At 52.9% G+C, this 18,394-nt stretch carries 18 protein-coding genes; 14 read left to right on the top strand and 4 right to left on the bottom strand.

The genetic code is table 11. The annotated features are described in order from the left end of the window. Positions 1 to 96: 96 nt before the first annotated feature. Entirely contained in the window at positions 97 to 2,193 is a 2,097-nt protein-coding gene (locus tag ACZ51B_RS17960; RefSeq protein WP_464294716.1) for a PAS domain-containing sensor histidine kinase, read from the top strand. Next, entirely contained in the window at positions 2,183 to 2,884 is a 702-nt protein-coding gene (locus ACZ51B_RS17955; protein WP_464294715.1) for a response regulator transcription factor, read from the top strand. Before ACZ51B_RS17960 ends, ACZ51B_RS17955 begins: the two co-directional genes overlap by 11 nt. Here the strand turns inward: ACZ51B_RS17955 and pheS are convergent. After that, the gene (gene pheS / locus ACZ51B_RS17950; protein WP_464294714.1) at positions 2,881 to 3,909 is read right to left on the bottom strand and encodes a phenylalanine--tRNA ligase subunit alpha; all 1,029 of its coding nucleotides are present in this window, start codon (positions 3,907 to 3,909) and stop codon (positions 2,881 to 2,883) included. The genes ACZ51B_RS17955 and pheS overlap by 4 nt on opposite strands. Before the next feature lie 145 nt (positions 3,910 to 4,054). On the opposite strand from pheS, the gene ACZ51B_RS17945 reads away from it, so the two are divergent. From ACZ51B_RS17945 to flhB, 8 genes are all read left to right on the top strand, one after another. Next, positions 4,055 to 4,633, top strand: a complete 579-nt coding sequence (locus ACZ51B_RS17945; RefSeq protein ID WP_464294713.1) for a flagellar basal body-associated FliL family protein — start codon at positions 4,055 to 4,057, stop codon at positions 4,631 to 4,633. Between the two features lie 111 nt (positions 4,634 to 4,744). After that, positions 4,745 to 5,803 carry a flagellar motor switch protein FliM gene (fliM, locus tag ACZ51B_RS17940; protein WP_464294712.1) on the top strand — a complete coding sequence of 353 codons (1,059 nt, stop codon included), beginning with the start codon at positions 4,745 to 4,747 and terminating at the stop codon, positions 5,801 to 5,803. Beyond that, positions 5,803 to 6,750: a flagellar motor switch protein FliN gene (gene fliN / locus ACZ51B_RS17935; RefSeq protein WP_464294711.1), complete on the top strand. Its 948-nt coding sequence runs from the start codon at positions 5,803 to 5,805 to the stop codon at positions 6,748 to 6,750. The genes fliM and fliN overlap by 1 nt, the downstream gene beginning before the upstream one ends. Beyond that, positions 6,747 to 7,256 carry a hypothetical protein gene (locus tag ACZ51B_RS17930; RefSeq protein WP_464294710.1) on the top strand — a complete coding sequence of 170 codons (510 nt, stop codon included), beginning with the start codon at positions 6,747 to 6,749 and terminating at the stop codon, positions 7,254 to 7,256. Before fliN ends, ACZ51B_RS17930 begins: the two co-directional genes overlap by 4 nt. After that, positions 7,186 to 8,025 (top strand): flagellar type III secretion system pore protein FliP, encoded by an 840-nt coding sequence (gene fliP / locus ACZ51B_RS17925; RefSeq protein ID WP_464294709.1) that lies wholly within the window; start codon positions 7,186 to 7,188, stop codon positions 8,023 to 8,025. Before ACZ51B_RS17930 ends, fliP begins: the two co-directional genes overlap by 71 nt. Further along, positions 8,025 to 8,300, top strand: a complete 276-nt coding sequence (locus ACZ51B_RS17920; protein ID WP_464294708.1) for a flagellar biosynthetic protein FliQ — start codon at positions 8,025 to 8,027, stop codon at positions 8,298 to 8,300. Before fliP ends, ACZ51B_RS17920 begins: the two co-directional genes overlap by 1 nt. Before the next feature lie 12 nt (positions 8,301 to 8,312). Further along, the gene (locus ACZ51B_RS17915) at positions 8,313 to 9,062 is read left to right on the top strand and encodes a flagellar biosynthetic protein FliR (protein WP_464294707.1); all 750 of its coding nucleotides are present in this window, start codon (positions 8,313 to 8,315) and stop codon (positions 9,060 to 9,062) included. Positions 9,063 to 9,064: 2 nt separating this feature from the next. Then, entirely contained in the window at positions 9,065 to 10,129 is a 1,065-nt protein-coding gene (gene flhB, locus ACZ51B_RS17910) for a flagellar biosynthesis protein FlhB (RefSeq protein ID WP_464294706.1), read from the top strand. Here the strand turns inward: flhB and ACZ51B_RS17905 are convergent. Further along, entirely contained in the window at positions 10,126 to 11,466 is a 1,341-nt protein-coding gene (locus ACZ51B_RS17905; RefSeq protein WP_464294705.1) for a hypothetical protein, read from the bottom strand. The genes flhB and ACZ51B_RS17905 overlap by 4 nt on opposite strands. A 171-nt stretch (positions 11,467 to 11,637) precedes the next feature. On the opposite strand from ACZ51B_RS17905, the gene ACZ51B_RS17900 reads away from it, so the two are divergent. The 3 genes from ACZ51B_RS17900 (at position 11,638) to ACZ51B_RS17890 (ending at position 12,932) form a co-directional block, all read left to right on the top strand. After that, on the top strand, positions 11,638 to 12,174 hold the full coding sequence (locus ACZ51B_RS17900; protein ID WP_464294704.1) for a CD225/dispanin family protein: 537 nt from the start codon (positions 11,638 to 11,640) through the stop codon (positions 12,172 to 12,174). A 111-nt stretch (positions 12,175 to 12,285) separates the two neighbouring features. After that, positions 12,286 to 12,633, top strand: coding sequence for a DUF2752 domain-containing protein (locus ACZ51B_RS17895; protein WP_464294703.1), 348 nt, complete (start codon positions 12,286 to 12,288; stop codon positions 12,631 to 12,633). Between the two features lie 23 nt (positions 12,634 to 12,656). Beyond that, positions 12,657 to 12,932 (top strand): DUF4342 domain-containing protein, encoded by a 276-nt coding sequence (locus ACZ51B_RS17890; protein WP_464294702.1) that lies wholly within the window; start codon positions 12,657 to 12,659, stop codon positions 12,930 to 12,932. Between the two features lie 21 nt (positions 12,933 to 12,953). Here ACZ51B_RS17890 and ACZ51B_RS17885 read toward each other — a convergent pair whose 3' ends face one another. Both ACZ51B_RS17885 and nrdR read right to left on the bottom strand, forming a co-directional pair. Next, positions 12,954 to 16,670 carry a vitamin B12-dependent ribonucleotide reductase gene (locus ACZ51B_RS17885; protein ID WP_464294701.1) on the bottom strand — a complete coding sequence of 1,239 codons (3,717 nt, stop codon included), beginning with the start codon at positions 16,668 to 16,670 and terminating at the stop codon, positions 12,954 to 12,956. A 26-nt stretch (positions 16,671 to 16,696) separates the two neighbouring features. After that, positions 16,697 to 17,170, bottom strand: a complete 474-nt coding sequence (nrdR, locus tag ACZ51B_RS17880) for a transcriptional regulator NrdR (protein WP_464294700.1) — start codon at positions 17,168 to 17,170, stop codon at positions 16,697 to 16,699. Positions 17,171 to 17,356: 186 nt separating this feature from the next. Between nrdR and ACZ51B_RS17875 the strand changes: the two genes are divergently transcribed. Continuing rightward, the gene (locus ACZ51B_RS17875; RefSeq protein ID WP_464294699.1) at positions 17,357 to 18,367 is read left to right on the top strand and encodes a hypothetical protein; all 1,011 of its coding nucleotides are present in this window, start codon (positions 17,357 to 17,359) and stop codon (positions 18,365 to 18,367) included. Positions 18,368 to 18,394: the final 27 nt, after the last annotated feature.

The raw sequence follows: 18,394 nt of genomic DNA, 5'->3' as shown, positions 1-18,394 counted from the left end.
CGCCAACTTTTACAGCGTTCATCTGGCGTTCAGAATTGAGCAAACAAACGGACATCAAGCTTAGTAACCATATACACTATTACGAACGAGACACTTATGCCAGATCAATACCGGCCTGAACCCCTAATCCGGGGCGATATTGCGATTCGGGCTACCGCTGTAGAGGACACGCTTCCTTTGCTCCAAGCGGTCATGGCTGCAAGCGACTACGGTTTTCTTCTCACAGCACTGGATCACACTACCATTGCATGTAACCGGCGCTTTGGCGAAATTTTCCAACTGTCCATTTCTGACGCGGTCCGTGCCGAGGTTGAAGAGCTACGGGAGATGGTTTTCCCACTTATCGCAGACAAGGAAACTTGGCTCTCAAATCTGGAAGTCATCTACGACGATCCCCGTGCAACTCAGGAAGATGAACTAGAGCTCTTGACGCAACCCGCGACGATGATTCGAAGGTTTGCAGGTCCTGTTTTTGACGCGGCTGGTGTTGTGATTGGGAGGCTCTGGACATTCCTCGACATCACCCGTGAAGTGCGGTTGAGACGCATGCAGGCTTCGCTTAGTCAGGTTGCTTTGCTCTTTTCGAGCAATCCAGGTGACGTGTACTGGTCCATTGTTCAATCCACCTCACTGCTCTACAACGGCGCTGCCGCAATCCTCTATGTCTTGGATTCCGAGAAGCTTGTCGCCAAAGAGTCGAGCGAGTGGCCGATGCCGAGTCCACTTATGGAGCATGGAGCCCGGCAGGCGATACACCTCAACCAGACGGTGCTGATCCAAAACGAACAAGGCCACCGGTTCGCTGGAGCGCCTTTCCACGATAGTCACGGGAGACCCATCGGCGTGCTCAGTTTCTGCGATGATCGGACCAATGAGATCCTTGACTCGGAGGATGAGCGTTTTCTGTCGCTGTTAGCCATGCGTGCCAGTGCAGAAATAGCAAGGGAAAAGCACCTCGAACAGCAACGACTGGTGATGAAGATTCAGCGTGAGCAACTCCGTTCGACTCAAGAAGTGCTCAAGGCCATGAACGAGGGGTATGAAGTTCTCAATAGCTTCCCCAACCTGGAAGCGGCAGTTAAGCATCATCTTCGCCTGCTTCAGAACCTCCTAGGGTATCGATCCGCTGCAATCCTACTTTCTGATGATGGAAAAGACTGGCATGGTCAATTTCTGGCACAGCATCTCGAATCGGCATCGACGGTCTTTATGCAATCGGCCTCTGATCCAATTTTCCACTCTCCTCAAGGGCAACTCCAGATCCGAGAGGCGGAAGGCAGCCACCTCGCGGAGTTGCTCGGTGCGGATGTTCTTGGGTATGAGCTTCAATCGATCCCGTCCGGTCGCAGGTTGTTGGTCGCTCTGGGGCGACAGTCTTTGCCAGACCTCTCGGATCGACACCAACACACTCACTTAAAGGCGATCATCGATCAGACCATGTCGCTGGTGGCTACCTACGATCTGCGAGATAGGCTTTCTGCAACGAACCAAGAGCTGAGGACCACTCAAGAGCAACTGGTTCAGAGTGAAAAGCTGCGGATCGTTGGCACGCTGGCGGGTACGACTGCACACGATATTCGAAACATTCTCAGTTCTCTTTCCATGGAGCTGAGTTTTCATTCGGACCTACCTGCTCATACACTGGCTGCCGTCCGAAGTCAACTTGATCGCTTCACCGTGCTATCGCACCGACTTCTTTCCTATGCCCGCCCGCGCCTCCTGGAGCATGAATTAATCGACATCGACGCACTCATTAGTAGAGTGCTCTCTCTGACATCTTCTCAACTTGCGATCACTCACATTGATGTTTCTTTTGAGCCAACGCATGACCTTGCCCAAGTCATGGGAGATCCGAGTCAGGTGGAACATCTGCTTGTAAATCTTGTTCTCAATGCCGTGCAAGCCATGCACACTGGCGGTGGCAAGCTTACGATCGGTACTCGAAACGATCACGACAGCGTGCAGATCGAAATCTCGGACACGGGCATCGGTATTTCGGACAAGGACATGAACCGGCTCTTCGAACCGTTCCAGTCTACGCGGCAAGAGGGTTTCGGGCTTGGTTTGTATAGCTGCAAACGCATCGTACACGATCACGGCGGTCGGATCGAGGTGCGCTCAAAGCCTGGAGAAGGTTCTACTTTTACGATCAGCTTGCCCGCACATCTTCGGAGTTTTGACTATGGCGAATAGAATTCTTCTTGTTGACGATGACCGCTTCCTACTGGAAAACCTGAAGAGGCTTCTCGTAGGAAACGGCTACGAAGTGGAGACCGCGGGCTCTGCGGAAGATGGGTTGATTTCGATTGTCGAAAAAGCTCCCGACCTGATGATTCTCGATCTGGGTTTACCCGCGACAGATGGCATCAGCTTTTGTCGTCGGATTCGATCAAAGTGGCGTTTTCCGGTCCTTATGTTGACCGCTCGAACGGATGCTATGGACAAAGTGATCGGGCTTGAAGTGGGTGCGGACGACTATTTGACGAAGCCCTTTGAACCAGCCGAGTTGGTTGCGCGTGTGCGTGCGCATCTGCGCCGTGCCACCGAATACCAAGAGGAAACGACGGAGAAAGTTGAAAAGACAGAACTAGGCGTAATCGCCATTGATCATGAGTCTCGCGATGCCTTTGTTGCCGGTAAACCCGCTGGCCTTACCACCAAAGAGTTTGACCTTCTGGCTTATATGTCACATAACGTTGGTCGTGCGCTTAGTCGTGAAATCCTGTTCGAGAAAGTGTGGGGTTACGACATGGAGTTCAATAGCAATAGCCTCGATGTGTTTGTATACCGACTGCGCCAGAAGATCGAGGTCGATCCGGCGCATCCCGTTTACATTCACACAGTTCGAGGCTACGGCTACAAGCTTCAGAAGATCGACAGCTAACCGATCACCGGTTCGCCGCGAAACTGCTCAAGGAATCTTAGGTCGTTTTCTAGGAACCCGCGGAGGTCATCCACACCATACGCCATCATCGGGATGCGCTCAACACCCAGTCCAAAGGCGAAGCCACTGTATCGTTCGGTGTCGATTCCGTACCGTTCCAGGATATTTGGATGGATTAAGCCCGCGCCTCCCAACTCTACCCATCTACCACCAAAGAGTTTAGGCGACGAGATGGCGTAGTCCACTCCGGGCTCGACAAAGGGGAAGAAGTCAGGGCGGAACCTTACCGTCACTTCTGGTCCGAACATCGCTCTTGCAAATAGTCCGAGCGTTCCTTTGAGGTTCGCCATTGAGACTCCCTCATCGATCATAAAGCAGTCGACTTGGTGGAAGGTATGGGAGTGGGTACGGTCTACTGCCTCGTTTCTGTAGGTTCTTCCTACCGTGAATACCCTCAGCGGTGGTTTGGTGTTCTCGAAAACGCGGCCTTGTAGTGCGGTGCATTGCGTTCTCAAGACATGGTCGTCATCTATATAGAAAGTGTCTTGATCATCCATTGCAGGATGATCAGGCGGGTAGTTCAGTGCATCGAAGTTGTACTTGAACAACTCAAGCTCAGGGCTTTCTTGGTATTGAAATCCGAGGCCTCCTAGCACCCGCTTGATCTTGTTGGTCGTCTGCTGGAGGATATGTTCGTAACCCACTCTAGAGGCTCGGCCAGGCATGGTGACGTCGATTCTCTCAGCCTCAAATCTTGCTGCGCTCTCCACAGACTTCAGGGCTTCTCCGCGCTCAGTAAGCGCCGACTCTACGTCTGCTTTTGCGTCGTTAATCGCCTTGCCAAACGCCTTCTTTTGATCGACATCCTGAATTTGTCCCAAGGTCTTCATGAGGGACATGATCGAACCGCTCTTGCCTACAAAACGAGCTTGGATCTCTTTGAGGTCGGTCGTGGAGCTTGCAGCCTGGATTTCTGCTAGGGCTTGGCGCTTGAGTGCGTCGACATCGTTCATCGCTTTGGTCATTGTGGCGCATGTTCCCTTCCATATGCGTGAACGAGCTTTGAAGTGGCGAGGACATGAAATCTAAAAACCTAAGATTGATACGTGATATTTTCGGACCAACCTGGAATAAACCTATTGGCAGATCCGCTGCCAAGGTTGATCCACTATGTCAGACGCTCCAGCAGCTGAAGAGCCTAAAAAGAAAAAAGGCAAGTTACCTATCATTATCGTAGCCCTCGTTCTCGCGGGCGGTGGCTTTTTCATGATGAAAGGCAAGGGTGGCAAAGAAAAGGAGAAGCCCAAGATCGAGCTCGCCGAAAAAGAGACCGAGATGGAAGAGTTTCTCACGAACACCGCGAACCCAAACGTCTACATTCGGACGAAAATTGCTCTCTGTCTGAAAAAGGGGTTTGAGGAAGCGAAGTTCACTGCCAATCTTGGAGATGTCAGAGACGCGATTTTGACCACACTCAATTCCACCACTCCTCAGAAGATCAACAACACCGCCTACCGGCCAGAACTCAAGCGCAGAATTGCAGAGGCAATCAATACGGCACTCGAGGGACCGTTGGAAGAAGAAGGAAAGGAAGAGAAGAAGGAAAAGGAACCGAAGCGCGTCGGTAAAGTCACGGCTCACGAAGACCCCAAGGGCGAAAAGAAAGATAAAGAAAAGAGCATGGACGACTGGGATAGTAAAACCGGCCCTGTCTTAAAAGTCCGATTTATGACGCTCGCGACTCAGTAACCAATCCTCAAGCCAATTGTTAGGTTTTTAGGTATGGAAGGCTAAAGAGATTCCAGAAACGACCGATATGTCAACTGATAGCCCAACACAGGTGTGGGTCCAGGAACAAACGTGTCGGACATTCTTTCGCAGTCTGAAATTGAAGCGCTACTGAGTTCGCTCGGTGGCGACAGCTCTCCAGCGCCCGCTGCACCAGCGGGTGGTGGAGCTCCGGCTGCTTCAGCGGGCGGGGCGGGAGCTGCTGGTGGCGGCAAGCCGTTTGTTCCACCGAGACGCAATCCTCCTGCACGGACTACTATCGCTTACGAAATCTACGATTTCCGAAGGCCAGACAAGTTCAGCAAGGACCAGTTGCGGACCTTGCAAATGCTTCACGAGACGTTCGCACGTCTTGCAAGTTCTTCGCTTTCTGCTTACCTCCGAGCACCGGTCTCTATGGACCTCATCTCCCTGGAGCAGGTGCCCTACGAAGAGTATCTGCGAAGTATTAACCAGAGCGTTTTCACGATCATGTCACTGCCTCCACTCACTGGGCAGGCAGTACTTGAAATCGAATTTGGCCTCATTTTTACGATGATTGACCGAATGCTGGGCGGACCTGGCAAAGCTGTCAATCGCTCCAACCTCACTGACATTGAAAAGCCGCTGGTTCGACAGACCATTGAGCGCATGTTCCAATCGCTGAAGAATGCTTGGGAAGGGATTGTCATTGTCAATCCAGGCATTGAAGGCATGGAAACCAGTAGTCAGTTCGTGCAGATTGCACCTCCCAACGACATTGTGGTGACGATCCTGTTCGAAGTGAAGGTTGGCAATCAGCGGAGCGCGATGAGCCTTTGTATTCCCTACTTGGTTCTCAAACCCATCACCACCAAGCTCAGCGCGCAAAAGTGGTTTGTTAGCTCCAGCCGAAAGCACAGTCCTGCTGCCAAGAGACTCTTAACGTTCCAAGTGAACAAGTCATCGGTGGTGTGCACTGTACGCCTCGGACAAGCAACTCTTTCATTCGACGAATTCACTCAGCTCCGACCTGGCGATGTTATCCGCCTAAACCAGAAGGTCGCACATGAGTTACCGTTGCTTGTTGGCAACGTTCCCAAGTTTTATGGCAAGCCTGCGCTTCAAGGGAAGCAGATGGTCTTCGCCGTAACAGATGCTATCGAGGAATAATGGCTAAGATCCCCGCAGATGTCATCACGAAGTTAGCCGATGCTCAGACCCAGGTCTGGCAGTCGGTTTCTATGACGGTTAGTGAGTCCGCTAACCAACTGGTCAACTTCATCACGCCCGTTACCGAGTCTGTAAAGACCTCTGATCTTTACGGCGCGTTAAACGAGCCGATGATGGTGATTCAGTTTGCTTTTGCCAATCAACAAGACAACCCACAGGTCGTTCTTCTTCTTTCGGACACCATTGCTGATCTGTATGAACTGATCAACGGTAAGGCTCCTGAAGAGTTAGACGAATCCGTGGTTGGAGAACTTCGGCCACAAATGGAAGCAGTTGTTCAAGGCCTGTGCTTGGCAATTGGCAACCTCAAGAACGAAACCATTGTCGCGAGTGGGCTTAGCATTCGTTTTCAATCGTTCGCTTTTCCAGTCAACCTACAAAACGTAGATGAGATCGCCCGTGTGTCTCTCAAACTGGAAGGCGGTGGCGAAGGTTCTGACATCTACTGGTTGATGGATACAGAGACTCTCCACCACGTGATGGGTATATCACTCGTTGAGACCGAGAGCGCCATGCCATTTGAGCAGCTCTCAAGTCCAGCTGCAAGCGCCGCGCCTGCAAGCGGAATCGGAGGCGGCTTCGCCGCTCCTCCGAAGGCATTTAACCCATCCATGGATAGCAACGGACTCGACATCCTTATGGATGTCCCACTCGAAATTAGTGTTGAACTTGGGCGAGTGAAGATGCTCGTCAAAGAAGTTGTAGAGCTCGGCAGCGGATCGATTGTCGAGATTGACAAGGCTGCGGGCGAACCTGTTGACGTCATGGTCAATGGTCGTCTTGTCGCTCGCGGCGAAGTGGTTGTCATTGAAGATAACTTCGGAGTTCGAATCACTGAGATTCTGAACCCCCATGGTCAGTTCGGCCGCATGGGAGATGCGGCGTGAGAAAGCTCGCTTCCCTACTGCTCATAGCTTCACCACTAATGAGCTATGCGGGGCCAACGGAAGGACTCTTTGGTACAAAGACCAATCCTGTCGCTCCGGTCACGGAGTCAAGCGGTGGCGGTGCTCCCATTCTCCAAATGATTGTCGCCCTAGTAATCGTACTAGCTGCGGTCAAGTGGATCCTTCCCAAGATGATGAACAAGTTTGGAAACAAGCTCGTTACGAAATTGGGTGGGGGAATTCGGATTGAAGAGTCTGCAAATTTTGCGGGAGGAAGCCTTCATATCATCAATGCCAGAGGAAAAACCCTCCTGCTGAGCGTTGGTACAACTGGGGTCAGTTGTCTGGCCGATCTGACTGAGACAAGCCCGCAGCCTGAATCGATCGACTTCGAAAAGGTGCTCGAATCCTCCCCTGAATATGCTGTAGCCGAGGTTGAAACAACACCTACTGCTACTCCTGAAGTCGCCCAAGCTCTGGAACGCTTACGCCAGCTCGTCGGCTAATTTTGAGGACCTGAACATGAACCGCTCACTCTATTTGCGTCTGACCCTGGTAGTTTTACTGATCTGCTTAGTTGGCTGGGCAGCTGCTCAGGACCTCAGCATCCCGAAGGTAAGCATCGATATCGGTGGCTCTGGACAGAAAAAAGACGTCGCGACATCGCTGCAGATTTTGATGATGCTCACGGTGTTGAGCCTCGCACCAGCCATCCTTCTGCTGACCACGGCGTTTACACGTATCGTGATCATTTTCAGCTTTGTTCGCAGCGCCCTCGGCACTCCATCGATTCCGCCGAACCAGGTTCTGATTGGCCTAAGCCTCTTCCTCACCGCTTACGTCATGACGCCAACGTATGAGCGGATCAATAAAGAAGTTCTCATCCCTATGTCGTCCGGGAAGATGGATACCAAGCAAGCCATTGCTGCTGCAACGCCACCGATTCGAGATTTCATGCTTAAGTCCACCTACCAGAGCGACCTGAGACTGTTCCTGGATATGCGCAAAGAGAAGCCCAAGAACAAGGAAGAACTTAGCCTCTTTACCTTGATACCGGCCTTCATCATCAGCGAACTTAAAACGGCCTTCATCATCGGGTTTTACATCTTCATCCCGTTCCTCATTATCGACCTCATCGTGGCAAGCACCTTGATGAGCATGGGCATGATGATGCTCCCTCCCGTTGTGGTCTCGTTGCCTGCAAAGATTCTAGTGTTCGTTCTTGCAGACGGCTGGTCTAACCTGATCCAAGCAATCTTAGCGGGGTATCGATAATGGAACAAGGACTCGCGCTCGACATCGCTCGTCAGGGCACGCAGGTCGCGATCATGGTCCTGCTTCCTGTATTGGCGGTCTGTCTCTTCTTCGGGCTGTTGGTGAGCATCTTCCAAGCGCTTACACAGGTCCAAGAAATGACTTTGACCTTCATTCCGAAACTTGTGGGTACGGCTGTTGTCATGACCGTGCTGGGCAACTGGATGCTTACTCAAGTGGTCGGATTCCTTCTGCTGTGCTTTCAACGCATCTCGTACATCGGGCATGGCGGCTAACGGAGAATCACGATGTTTTCAGACCTGCAAGTGTTCTTTGGCTTCCTGCTGGTATTTGTACGATGTTCTGGAATGATGCTGACATCTCCTGTATTTGGCGCACAGAACTCGCCTGTACAAGTACGAATCCTTACAACTCTGTCTATTTCAGCTGCCCTAACAGCCACCGTTCAGCCAAAACTTGGCCCCTTGCCTACCGATCTCATCAGCTTGATTGAAGCGGTTGCTGTTGAGGCGTTCGCTGGGGTGCTCTTGGGAAGTTTCGTTAATCTGGCGATGCAGACCTTGGAGTTTGCGGGCAGTCTGATGGACATGCAGTCTGGGCTGAGCATGAGCCAGTCCCTCAACCCAATCAACGGAATCCAAACGAGCGTTCTAAGTCAGTTCAAGTACATGCTCGGCCTCGTGGTCTTTTTGAGCGCTAACGGTCACCACATCCTGCTTCAGGCATTTGTGCGCAGCTATAACGCTGTGCCAACTATTGGCGGCGCCGAGACGAGCTACGTTGGGCTGGTCAGTCATTGCTTCATGACTGCCCTTCAAATAGCCGCACCCGTGATGGGTGTCGGTTTTTTGGTCGATGCGGCTCTTGGCTTGATTAGCAAAGCCGTTCCCCAGTTTCAGGCAACCCAAGTGGGTGCGCCCGCGAAGATCGGGATTGCGCTCATCGTCGTCGCAGTGGGCCTGCCTACTGTTGTGGGAGCTGTGTCCCACCTGGTTGAGGCATCCATCCGATCGCTGATGCCTCTGTTTAAGATGTAATCATGAGCGAGCAAGGCCAAGAGAAGACAGAAGAAGCGACATTTAAGCGGCGCACCGAAGCCCGCAAAAAAGGAACCGTCGCAAAGTCGAACGACTTAGTCAGTGCGTTGGTGCTTATCGCAGCAATGATGGCTGCGCCATGGGCGATCTCGAGCATCGGTAGTGGGTCGATTGAGTCACTCCGTTATACGCGTTCCGGTTTTCCGACAAGCCTGTCGATGGCGACATTAGGCAATCACCTCATGAATGTCGCAAAGCCGGTGATTCCTGGCAGCCTCGGTCTTATCGTGATTGCGATGGTGGTCGGTGTGACAGCCAATTTTGCCCAAGTCGGTTTTGTCATTAGCGCCGAGGCAATGGTTCCTTCGTTTTCTAAGATCAATCCGATGAGCGGGTTGAAGCGCCTTCTCTCTTCAAGGTCGCTCTTTGAGGTCGGGAAAGCTCTCTTCAAGAGTCTCGTTTTTGGGTTGATGGCCTATCAGGTGATCATGGCCAACTGGGACAGATTGAACGGACTTGACCGTGTTTCACCTGTTGGAGGGATGTCCATCCTCGGTGAGATCGCAAGGGCGATGGCTCTTCGGATCATCATGGCCTGGGGAGCGCTCGCGGCCGTCGACTACTTCATGCAGCGCAAACAGGTTGACAAACAGCTGCGAATGACCAAGGAAGAAGTGAAGCGGGAAATGAAGGAAGCGGAGTCATCGCCCGAAGTCAAAATGGCCCGAGCCCAGCGTCGCCGAAAGATGAATCGCAACCGTATGATGGCTGCTGTAAAAACGGCTGACGCGATCATCACGAACCCAACACACTTTGCCATCGCCGTGAAATACGAGCATGGAAAGATGCACGCACCTCAGGTGGTTGCGAAAGGTGTGGACCTCATGGCGGCTCGAATCCGAGAAGAAGCGAAGAAGCACGAGGTGCCCATCGTTCCTAACCCACCTCTTGCACGTGCCTTGTACAAACAGTGTGAGGTGGGAGATTTTGTTCCGACAGAGATGTTCCAAGCCGTTGCAGAAGTTCTTGCCTATGTCTATCGAACACTCAAACGAGTACGGCGCTAACGGCCGAACTTCTTAGATCGTGGTCGCGGCGGGAAGCAGGCAGCAACGTCGAAATTATCCGTGGACGATTCACTCGCCCGGTTTGCTTCCGTTTGAGTAATTCCTCCATCATCGCTAAGGTTTGGTCCCACGCTATAGATCCGGAGAGTACGATCTTTCTTCCTCACCATAAGAGGGCTAGCCGTATACGGATCGATCCACTTTCCGGGGATCTCGGCGATACTCACTGGCAACTTGCCGGTCTTTGTCTGCTGGATCAGCGCCGTTAGGAGTGCCCGCATCGACACGTTTTGTGCGTTGCAAGTGACTACAGCTTTGGTCCAATGCTCCGACCCCGCCAGCTCAATTCCATCTAGCTCCTTGCTAATTGGGATTTGCTTCGTCCACGTTTGAGAAATTGTATCCAGTCGATTCGAGATCAACTGGGGACTATCTTTGAGGGACCGCAGGAGGGAGTCGGACTCGATCGCAATATGAAAACTCCGGGTCGCGAATCGTCGTCCCTTTGAATCAGAAGGGATTCCATCCCGCACTGCATTTTCTGAAGTAATCGTATCCTTTCTGCCTTCCAACGAATCGAGGATTTTGCCTGCATTTCCTTCCTTAAATCGCTTCAAGTTCCGACTAAGAGCCAATGACATATACCACTCACCTCGCATGGCACGGGAAATGTCAGGTGATGAGCCGGGAAGAGAAAGGATGGTGATCAATTTTTGCAGAGCCACGGGGTCATGCTGAAACTCAGATGCACATTGCTCGACGCTCACCATAGTGATGGCATGGCAGGCAACCTGAACCAACATGCCAATGACAGTGGGGTCCTGGCCAATCATGCAACTGATCTTTTGTGCTGATTCCAGGTCTTGCAATGCCCCATTGGTATCGTGAGTTTTTGCTCTGGCCACCGCTCGGTAACAAAGCGCCTTAACGATTGTCTTCTCGTCAGCGAATTCAGGAAAGAGAACGTTTGGTCCAAGATCCCAGTCTCGTTTGAAGGCTAATTTTGGCTTCTTGGAAGCTTCACTGGCCAACTGAAAAATCTCATCGTAGGCCTTCATGTCCGAGAGCAGCCCTAGCGAATCACCTTGAGCAGCTAGTTCCCCCCAATGCTTCTCTTGGTTGGAAAGCTTGAACTTCTTCACCAACACAACTGCCTTCTGAATTTCGACTGCGGCGTTCTCTTTGAGTGGGACTATGGGCCCAGTGAGATCGCTTGCAACCCAGGGCAACCCAGCGGCTTTGTACTGCACTAACAGCCGCTCAGCTTCTTTCGTTTCCCGCTTCTCTTGAACCTTCGTTAAAGCAAAAACACCCAATCCGAATGTAGCCAACGTCACAGCGACACCAATGGTCGCTATCCATCCGTATGCACCCGTTCTCCCCGTTTTCTCCACGATACGCAATAGACGTTGGGCAAGGCGTTTTCGTTGGAGGGTCCCAATTTGTTGACATTGCTAAATCACCCAAGTACACTCAGCCATCGATTCTTGAGCGGGAATTCTTGACCAATGGCATATTACGTATACGGTAACGATGGTGCGAAGTACGGACCAGTAGAATTGGACGGTCTTCGGCAGTGGGTATCGGAGCAGCGAATTGTTCCAACGACTACGCTGGAAGATGTAGCAACGGGCGCGACGGTTCAGGCTAGCCAAGTACCTGGCCTGTTCCCAACTCCTACCAGTGCCCCTTCGGGTGTTTCTCAACCTGGTCCTTACAACCAGAGTGCAGAGGGTCCCTACGCGCAGAATCCTTATGGCCCCAATGCCCAATACCCACGGGGCAATTTCAACCAGGCACCCATCAATAACCACTTGCCCAAAGCGATTTTCTGTACCCTTTGCTGCTGCCTTATAGGTGGAATTGTGGCGATTATTCATTCGTCTAAAGTCAGCTCGCTTCAGGCTGCCGGTGATTATCAGGGCGCACAAGCAGCCGCCGACACGGCAGATAAATGGGCGAACTGGTCAATCGGTATCGGGCTTGTACTCAACCTGATCTCGCTAGCCTTGCAGGCCATGCTTGCAAGCCAAGGCCAACGCTAAGCCCGAATGAATTTGAGGGGAACTACTGATGGTAGGATGCTCAGCAAGCGAATCCTTGCGGGCATTCTACTTGTGGTAGTTCCCTCCGCGTTATGGCTGTGTCGTGACAACGTGAGTCTCCTGGCAAAGTATGGGCCGCGATGCGTGTTTCACGATGTGACTCACCTCAACTGTCCCGGTTGTGGAGGCACTCGCGCACTTATTCTCTTAAGCCATGGTGACGTGCTGGGATCCATCCGCATGAACGTGCTTACGATCCTTTTCTTTCTCTGCCTGATCACTTCCCTAACGAAATTTGTGATTGCTGGAAAAGGGATTGATTGGGTGGGACCGAAGGGACGCTACGGCAAGATCATCGCAGCAACCTTTATTGGCTTCTTCCTGTTAAGAAACGTCCCCATCGTTCCCTTCAAGTACCTTGCTCCCGTCAGCCTTGAAGAATGGTCCCGGACCCACTGACCAATTGTGCGAGAATAGGGTCTATGGGAATTATTGAAGAGGTTCGCGTCTCCGGAGAGCAACTGGTAGACGAAATCAAGCGTTTGATCCACGAGGGCAACGTCCAGCACATCGTGATCAAAGATAGCGAGGGAAAGACCGTCTTTGAAATCCCGGTGAACGCTGGCCTTATTGGTGCTCTACTCCTCCCACTTTGGGCAGCTGTGGCGGCAGTTGCGGTCGTGGCATCGAACTACACCATCGTCGTTACTCGCACCGATGAGCCGGGCGAAACACCTACCGCACCGCCAGCTGAGTAACAATCCCAGCGGCTGTTCAGTCTATGAACAACCGCTGGTTTCTCCGCACGAATCGCACTTCAGACACACCCCGTTTCGGACCATGGTGAAGGCTCCGCAGTTCGTGCATGGGTCGCCTTCATAGCCTTTGAGCCGAGCCTGTCGTACTTTCTCAGCCAAGAATTCAGGTGTCTTTGATTTTGGAACGAGGGTAGACACTCTCGGAAGGACGACAGCTTCCGCAATGACACGCTCGACCGGTGAGGCCTCTGCAATCCGCTTCTGCGTCTCTTCTAGCTCCCAGGTTGGGCTTCCGATATTCTTTGCTCCCGTGTTGTCAAAAGGGAGTGGATCCTGTTCGTCGTCGTCCGGGTCATACCCCATGGTGTAGTAACCGAGGGCAGTATTGTCTTCGCGCGCCTGTCCCGGAATGAAGCCATGGAAGTCTTCGTCTTCGATCTCTTCTTCCTCGAAGTCGGGTGCTTGATTGGGTTTGCCCACCGTGTCGCCACGAAGGTCTTCGGGCTTCACTTGCACTAGGTCGGTTCGCCCCAAATAGGAAAGGGCCAGCTCGCGGAAGATGTAGTCAATGACCGAGGTGGACATCTTGATGTTGCTGTGTCCCTGCACTGAGCCGTTCGGCTCGAAGCGGGTGAAAACAAATGCCTCCACGAACTCTTCGAGAGGCACACCGTATTGCAGACCGAGTGAGATAGCGATCGCAAAGCAGTTCATCAAGGACCGGAAAGCAGCGCCTTCGCGGTGCATGTCAACGAAGATCTCTCCTAGCGAGCCGTCTTCATATTCACCTGTTCGGAGGTATACCTTGTGTCCGGCGACGCGTGCTTTCTGCGTGTACCCTCGCCGACGTCCTGGCATAGATCTGCGGCGAGAGATGTAGCGATACACCAGCTTGGTGGCTGCTGCGGTGATCTGTTCGTGTTGCGTCGGAGCAGGTGCAACAACGCTTACCGGTTCTGCTACCGGGAGTTCGTCCATGCTGGCTTCTAAGATGGCAGCCGCGGAGTCATCGGAAGATGCGTTGAGTGGCTGCGAGAGCTTGGAGCCGTCTCGGTAAAGAGCATTCGCCTTGAGGCCCAATGTCCAGGAGAGCCAGTAAGCATCCGCTACGTCTCGGATCGTCGCTTCACCTGGAAGGTTGATCGTCTTGCTGATTGCACCGCTTAAGAACGGCTGGGCGGCTGCCATCTGGCGAATGTGTCCCTCTGCGCTGATGTAACGAACGCCCTTCTTTCCACACTTGTTGGCACAATCAAAAACGTGCAGATGTTCGTTCTTGAGGTGGGGTGCACCTTCTACGGTCATGGCACCGCACACATACTCGTTGGCGGCATCGATCTCTGCCTTGCTGAAGCCCAGACTTTGGAGCATGTTGAACGACCAGTCGTTCAGTTGATCCTCGGTGAAGCCCAGAACCGACTTGCAGAACTCTTCACCTAAGCTCCACTTGTTGAACGCAAAACCTATCTCAAACGCATTTTCGAGACCTGCTTCCACTTGCTGCAGAACCTCCGGTGTGAAACCCTTGGCAGCAAGCGTCTCGTGGTTGATGTATGGCGAACCCTTCAGCGTTTTGTGCCCAAGTGCATAACTGATGATGTCGTCTATTTGGGGCTGACTGTAGCCAAGCTTGCGTAGTGCGGGAGGCAGGGATTGGTTGATGATCTTGAAGTACCCGCCACCGGAGAGCTTCTTGAATTTCACAAGCGCGAAGTCGGGTTCGATACCGGTGGTATCGCAGTCCATGATCAAGCCGATTGTTCCCGTGGGAGCCAAGACGGTGACCTGAGCGTTTCGATATCCGTACTGCTCGCCCAGTCCAAGAGCTTCATCCCAACAGTCGGTAGCAGCCTTCAGCATATCCGCCGGACAAATGGATGCATCGATACCGATGGGCTTGACACTGAGCTTTTCGTAAGTCGCCAAATCGACGTTGTAAGCGGCGCGCCGGTGGTTGCGGATGACGCGGAGCATCGCCTCCCGGTTTCTGGAATAACCCGCAAATGGCCCTTGTTCTTTGGCCATCTGAGCACTTGCCGCGTAGCTTCCACCACCCAAAATCGCTGTGAGTGCACCTGTGATCGCAAACCCTTTGGGGCTGTCATAGGCGATGCCCATCTGCATGAGGAGCGCGCCGAGATTGGCATAGCCGAGTCCGAGAGTTCTGAACTCATAGCTCAACTGAGCAATCTCTTTGCTAGGGAACTGCGCCATCAGAACTGAGATTTCGAGGACGACTGTCCAAATCCGAATCGCGTGCCGGTAGCCCTCTAGGTCGAACTGCCCTTTCTCGGCATCGTAAAACTTGACGAGATTGATGCTGGCCAAATTGCACGCCGTATCGTCCAGGAACATGTATTCACTGCATGGATTGCTCGCGTTGATGCGACCATCAACTGGGCACGTATGCCACTCGTTGATCGTAGTGTCGTATTGGAGGCCCGGGTCGGCACAGTTCCAAGCAGCGTCGCAGATGTCGTCCCAGAGTTCGCGTGCGAACAAGGTCTTTACCACCTTGCCGGTCGTCCGCGAGGTCAGCTGCCACTCAGAGTCCTTATCCACCGCCTCGAAGAAGCTGTTCGGGATGCGAACGGAGTTGTTGCTGTTCTGGCCCGAAACCGTAACATAGGCTTCGCTTTCGTAGCCCGTATCGAACGTTGGAAACTCAATGCTTGTAAAGCCTTGTTGCGCGAACTGAATCGTGCGCTGGACGTAGTTCAGAGGAACTTCGACCGCTTTCGCTTCCGCGATGGCTTTGCGCAACGCCTGGTTGGTCCTTGGGTTAAAGTCGCTCGTCTCATGGCACGCTGCCATTACCGCGTTCAAGTGCTTCTGGTTGAGCTTGGAACCGCTGACCAGCGCTGCTACCTTCTGCTCTTCTTTCACCTTCCAGCTGATGAAGTTCTCAATATCGGGGTGGTCTAAATCAAGGCAGACCATCTTCGCCGCACGCCTGGTTGTGCCTCCGCTCTTGATGGCGCCCGCGCTACGGTCGCCCACTCGGAGGAAGCTCATGAGACCACTCGACTTCCCTCCGCCGCTTAGTTTTTCGTTCTCGCCACGGATTTTGGAGAAATTGGTTCCGACACCCGATCCGTATTTGAAGATTCTGGCTTCGCGTGTCCAAAGGTCCATCAGTCCGCCCTCATTGACGAGGTCGTCTTTCACGCTCAGGATGAAACAGGCATGAGGCTGCGGACGCTCGTAGGCGTTCGAGCTTTTCATGACCTGTTGTGAGCTTGGATCTACATAGTGGTGACCTTGCGGTGCGCCTGTGATTCCATACGCAAAGTGGAGTCCAGTGTTGAACCACTGCGGGCTGTTGGGCGCTGCCATCTGCTTGGCCAACATGTGAACCAGTTCGTCATAAAACGCCTGCGCATCCTCTGTTGTATCGAAGTAGCGATGCTTCTCGCCCCAAGCCCGCCAACAGCCTGCTAGTCGGTGAAAGACCTGACGGCTGTCTGTTTCATGATCTGCCGTGGGGACCAGGGCGCTGGCGTTGTGAGTGTCGAATTCCGAGCCGTTTACCAAGCCTTTCGTGAGGCCAGCCCTTCGGAAGTACTTCTGCGCCAAAATGTCTGTCGCCACTTGGCTCCATTCTTTCGGAACCATCACGTTCTCCATGAGAAACACCGTAGAGCCGTCCGGGTTCCGGATCTCGCTCTTTCGTGCCTCGAAGCTGATTCCTTGATAAGGATTGACGCCTGACTTAGTGAAGTAACGGCTAATTTTCATGGCTCTGGCTCAAACAGAAACTGGCTTTATTCTCGCGGTGCACCTGGCGGTTTTGGCTTGGTGTCTCGAACAATCTTTTTGAAGTCTTCGAGGGTTTCAAACTCTCGATAGACGCTGGCAAAACGAACGTATGCAACGGTGTCCATGAGCTGAAGCTCACGCAACACAAGACCCCCGATGATTTGAGTCGTCACCTCGTCTTCGTATTCTTGAAATACGTCTCGCTCCACTCGCTCGGCAGCCTCGCGGAGCGTATCTACGGAGATAGGACGTTTTCGGCATGCAATTCGCATGCTCTCAAAAACCTTGTCGCGACTGAATTCTTCTCGTCCGCTGCCGCGCTTCACGACAAACAAACGTGGTCTCTCGGGGCGCTCGAAGGTCGTGAATCGCCGGAGACAGTTGAGGCACTCCCTCCGACGACGTATCGCTTCCCCTTCCAGCGCTGGGCGCGAGTCCAGCACTTTTTGATCAGCAAATCCGCAGTAGGGGCAGCGCATGTTCGGTTTCCGGGAGACTCAATATATTGAGGTATTCATCCTACCAAACATCTACAGGTAGTGAGTCAGCTAATTTTTACCCACAACTACTCAACCGGTTTTCAACGTCTTGTTCACGCCTTATACACACATACCCAGACTTATCCACACCCCACAGATGAGGCCATTTCTCGGTAACCTAAGCTCATGGCAGATGTTGAATCCTGGAAGCGAATGGTCCTTCGCTCCATGCCACCTCCTGCCTGGCTTTCATCTAACGCACCTGACGGCGACGTAGTGCTCAGTTCACGCGTTCGAGTCATGCGGAACCTACGAGGTTTTCGATTCGTTCATAAAGCTTCTGATGGAGAGCTCAAGCGAATCATGGACACGGTCCTTCGAGCCGCAAAGCACCCACAACTGAATCTCGAAGCCTTCAAGGGTCTTACCAATGCAGAGCGGGACTACCTGGTTGGATGCCGGTTGGTCTCCCCAGATTTTGAATGGACGCTCCCCGGGAGAGCACTCCTTGTCGATGCTCAACGGTCACTCGGTGTGATGGTAAACGAGGAAGACCACATCCGGCTTCAGGCTCTTACGGCGGGGTTCTCTCTGAAGCAGGCCACTGAAATAGCGCAGCAGCTACTGAAGACCCTATCCGAGGAGATGGAGTTTGCCTATACTGCTGAGCTCGGTTACTTGTCTGCATCGCCTTATAACCTTGGGATTGGGCGCCGCATGTCGTCCATGTTTCACTTGATCGGCTTAGCGCAAGGCAAGAGACTTCCCGCTGTCATCCGCGCTCTCACTGAAAAGGGCATTGTGGTTCGAGGACTCTTTGGAGAATCGAGCCGTGCCATCGGAGCTTTCGCACAAATAAGTGTGCTCAGCGGGACTTCGGATGAGTTTGCCGGCGCGTGTGACTACCTTCTTCGAGAAGAGCGTTCGGCCCGTCAGGCTGTTGGAACCACCAAGCTGCAGGAAAAGGCTTCACAGGCTAGAGACTTCTTATTAGCCAGTAGGAGCATCGGACTCGCTGACTCTCTACGCGTACTTGCCTGGACCCGATGGGCGTCTTCCGCCGGTGTCCCAGGATTTGAAGTCGAGCCTCGCGAAATCGATGCCGCCCTCACCACGTTGGAACTACGCGGCACTTTAAAGGAAGAGTACGCAGCGCGGCAACGGGTGGAACACTTGCGCACCGCTCTTCGACTCTAGCTCTAGTATTGTTAACAAGTCTGCGGT

The sequence above is a fragment of the Fimbriimonas sp. LA-C6 genome (assembly GCF_055398105.1).
The sequence above is the reverse complement of the archived record's forward strand: the minus strand, read 5'-3'. Positions and strand labels throughout refer to the sequence as shown.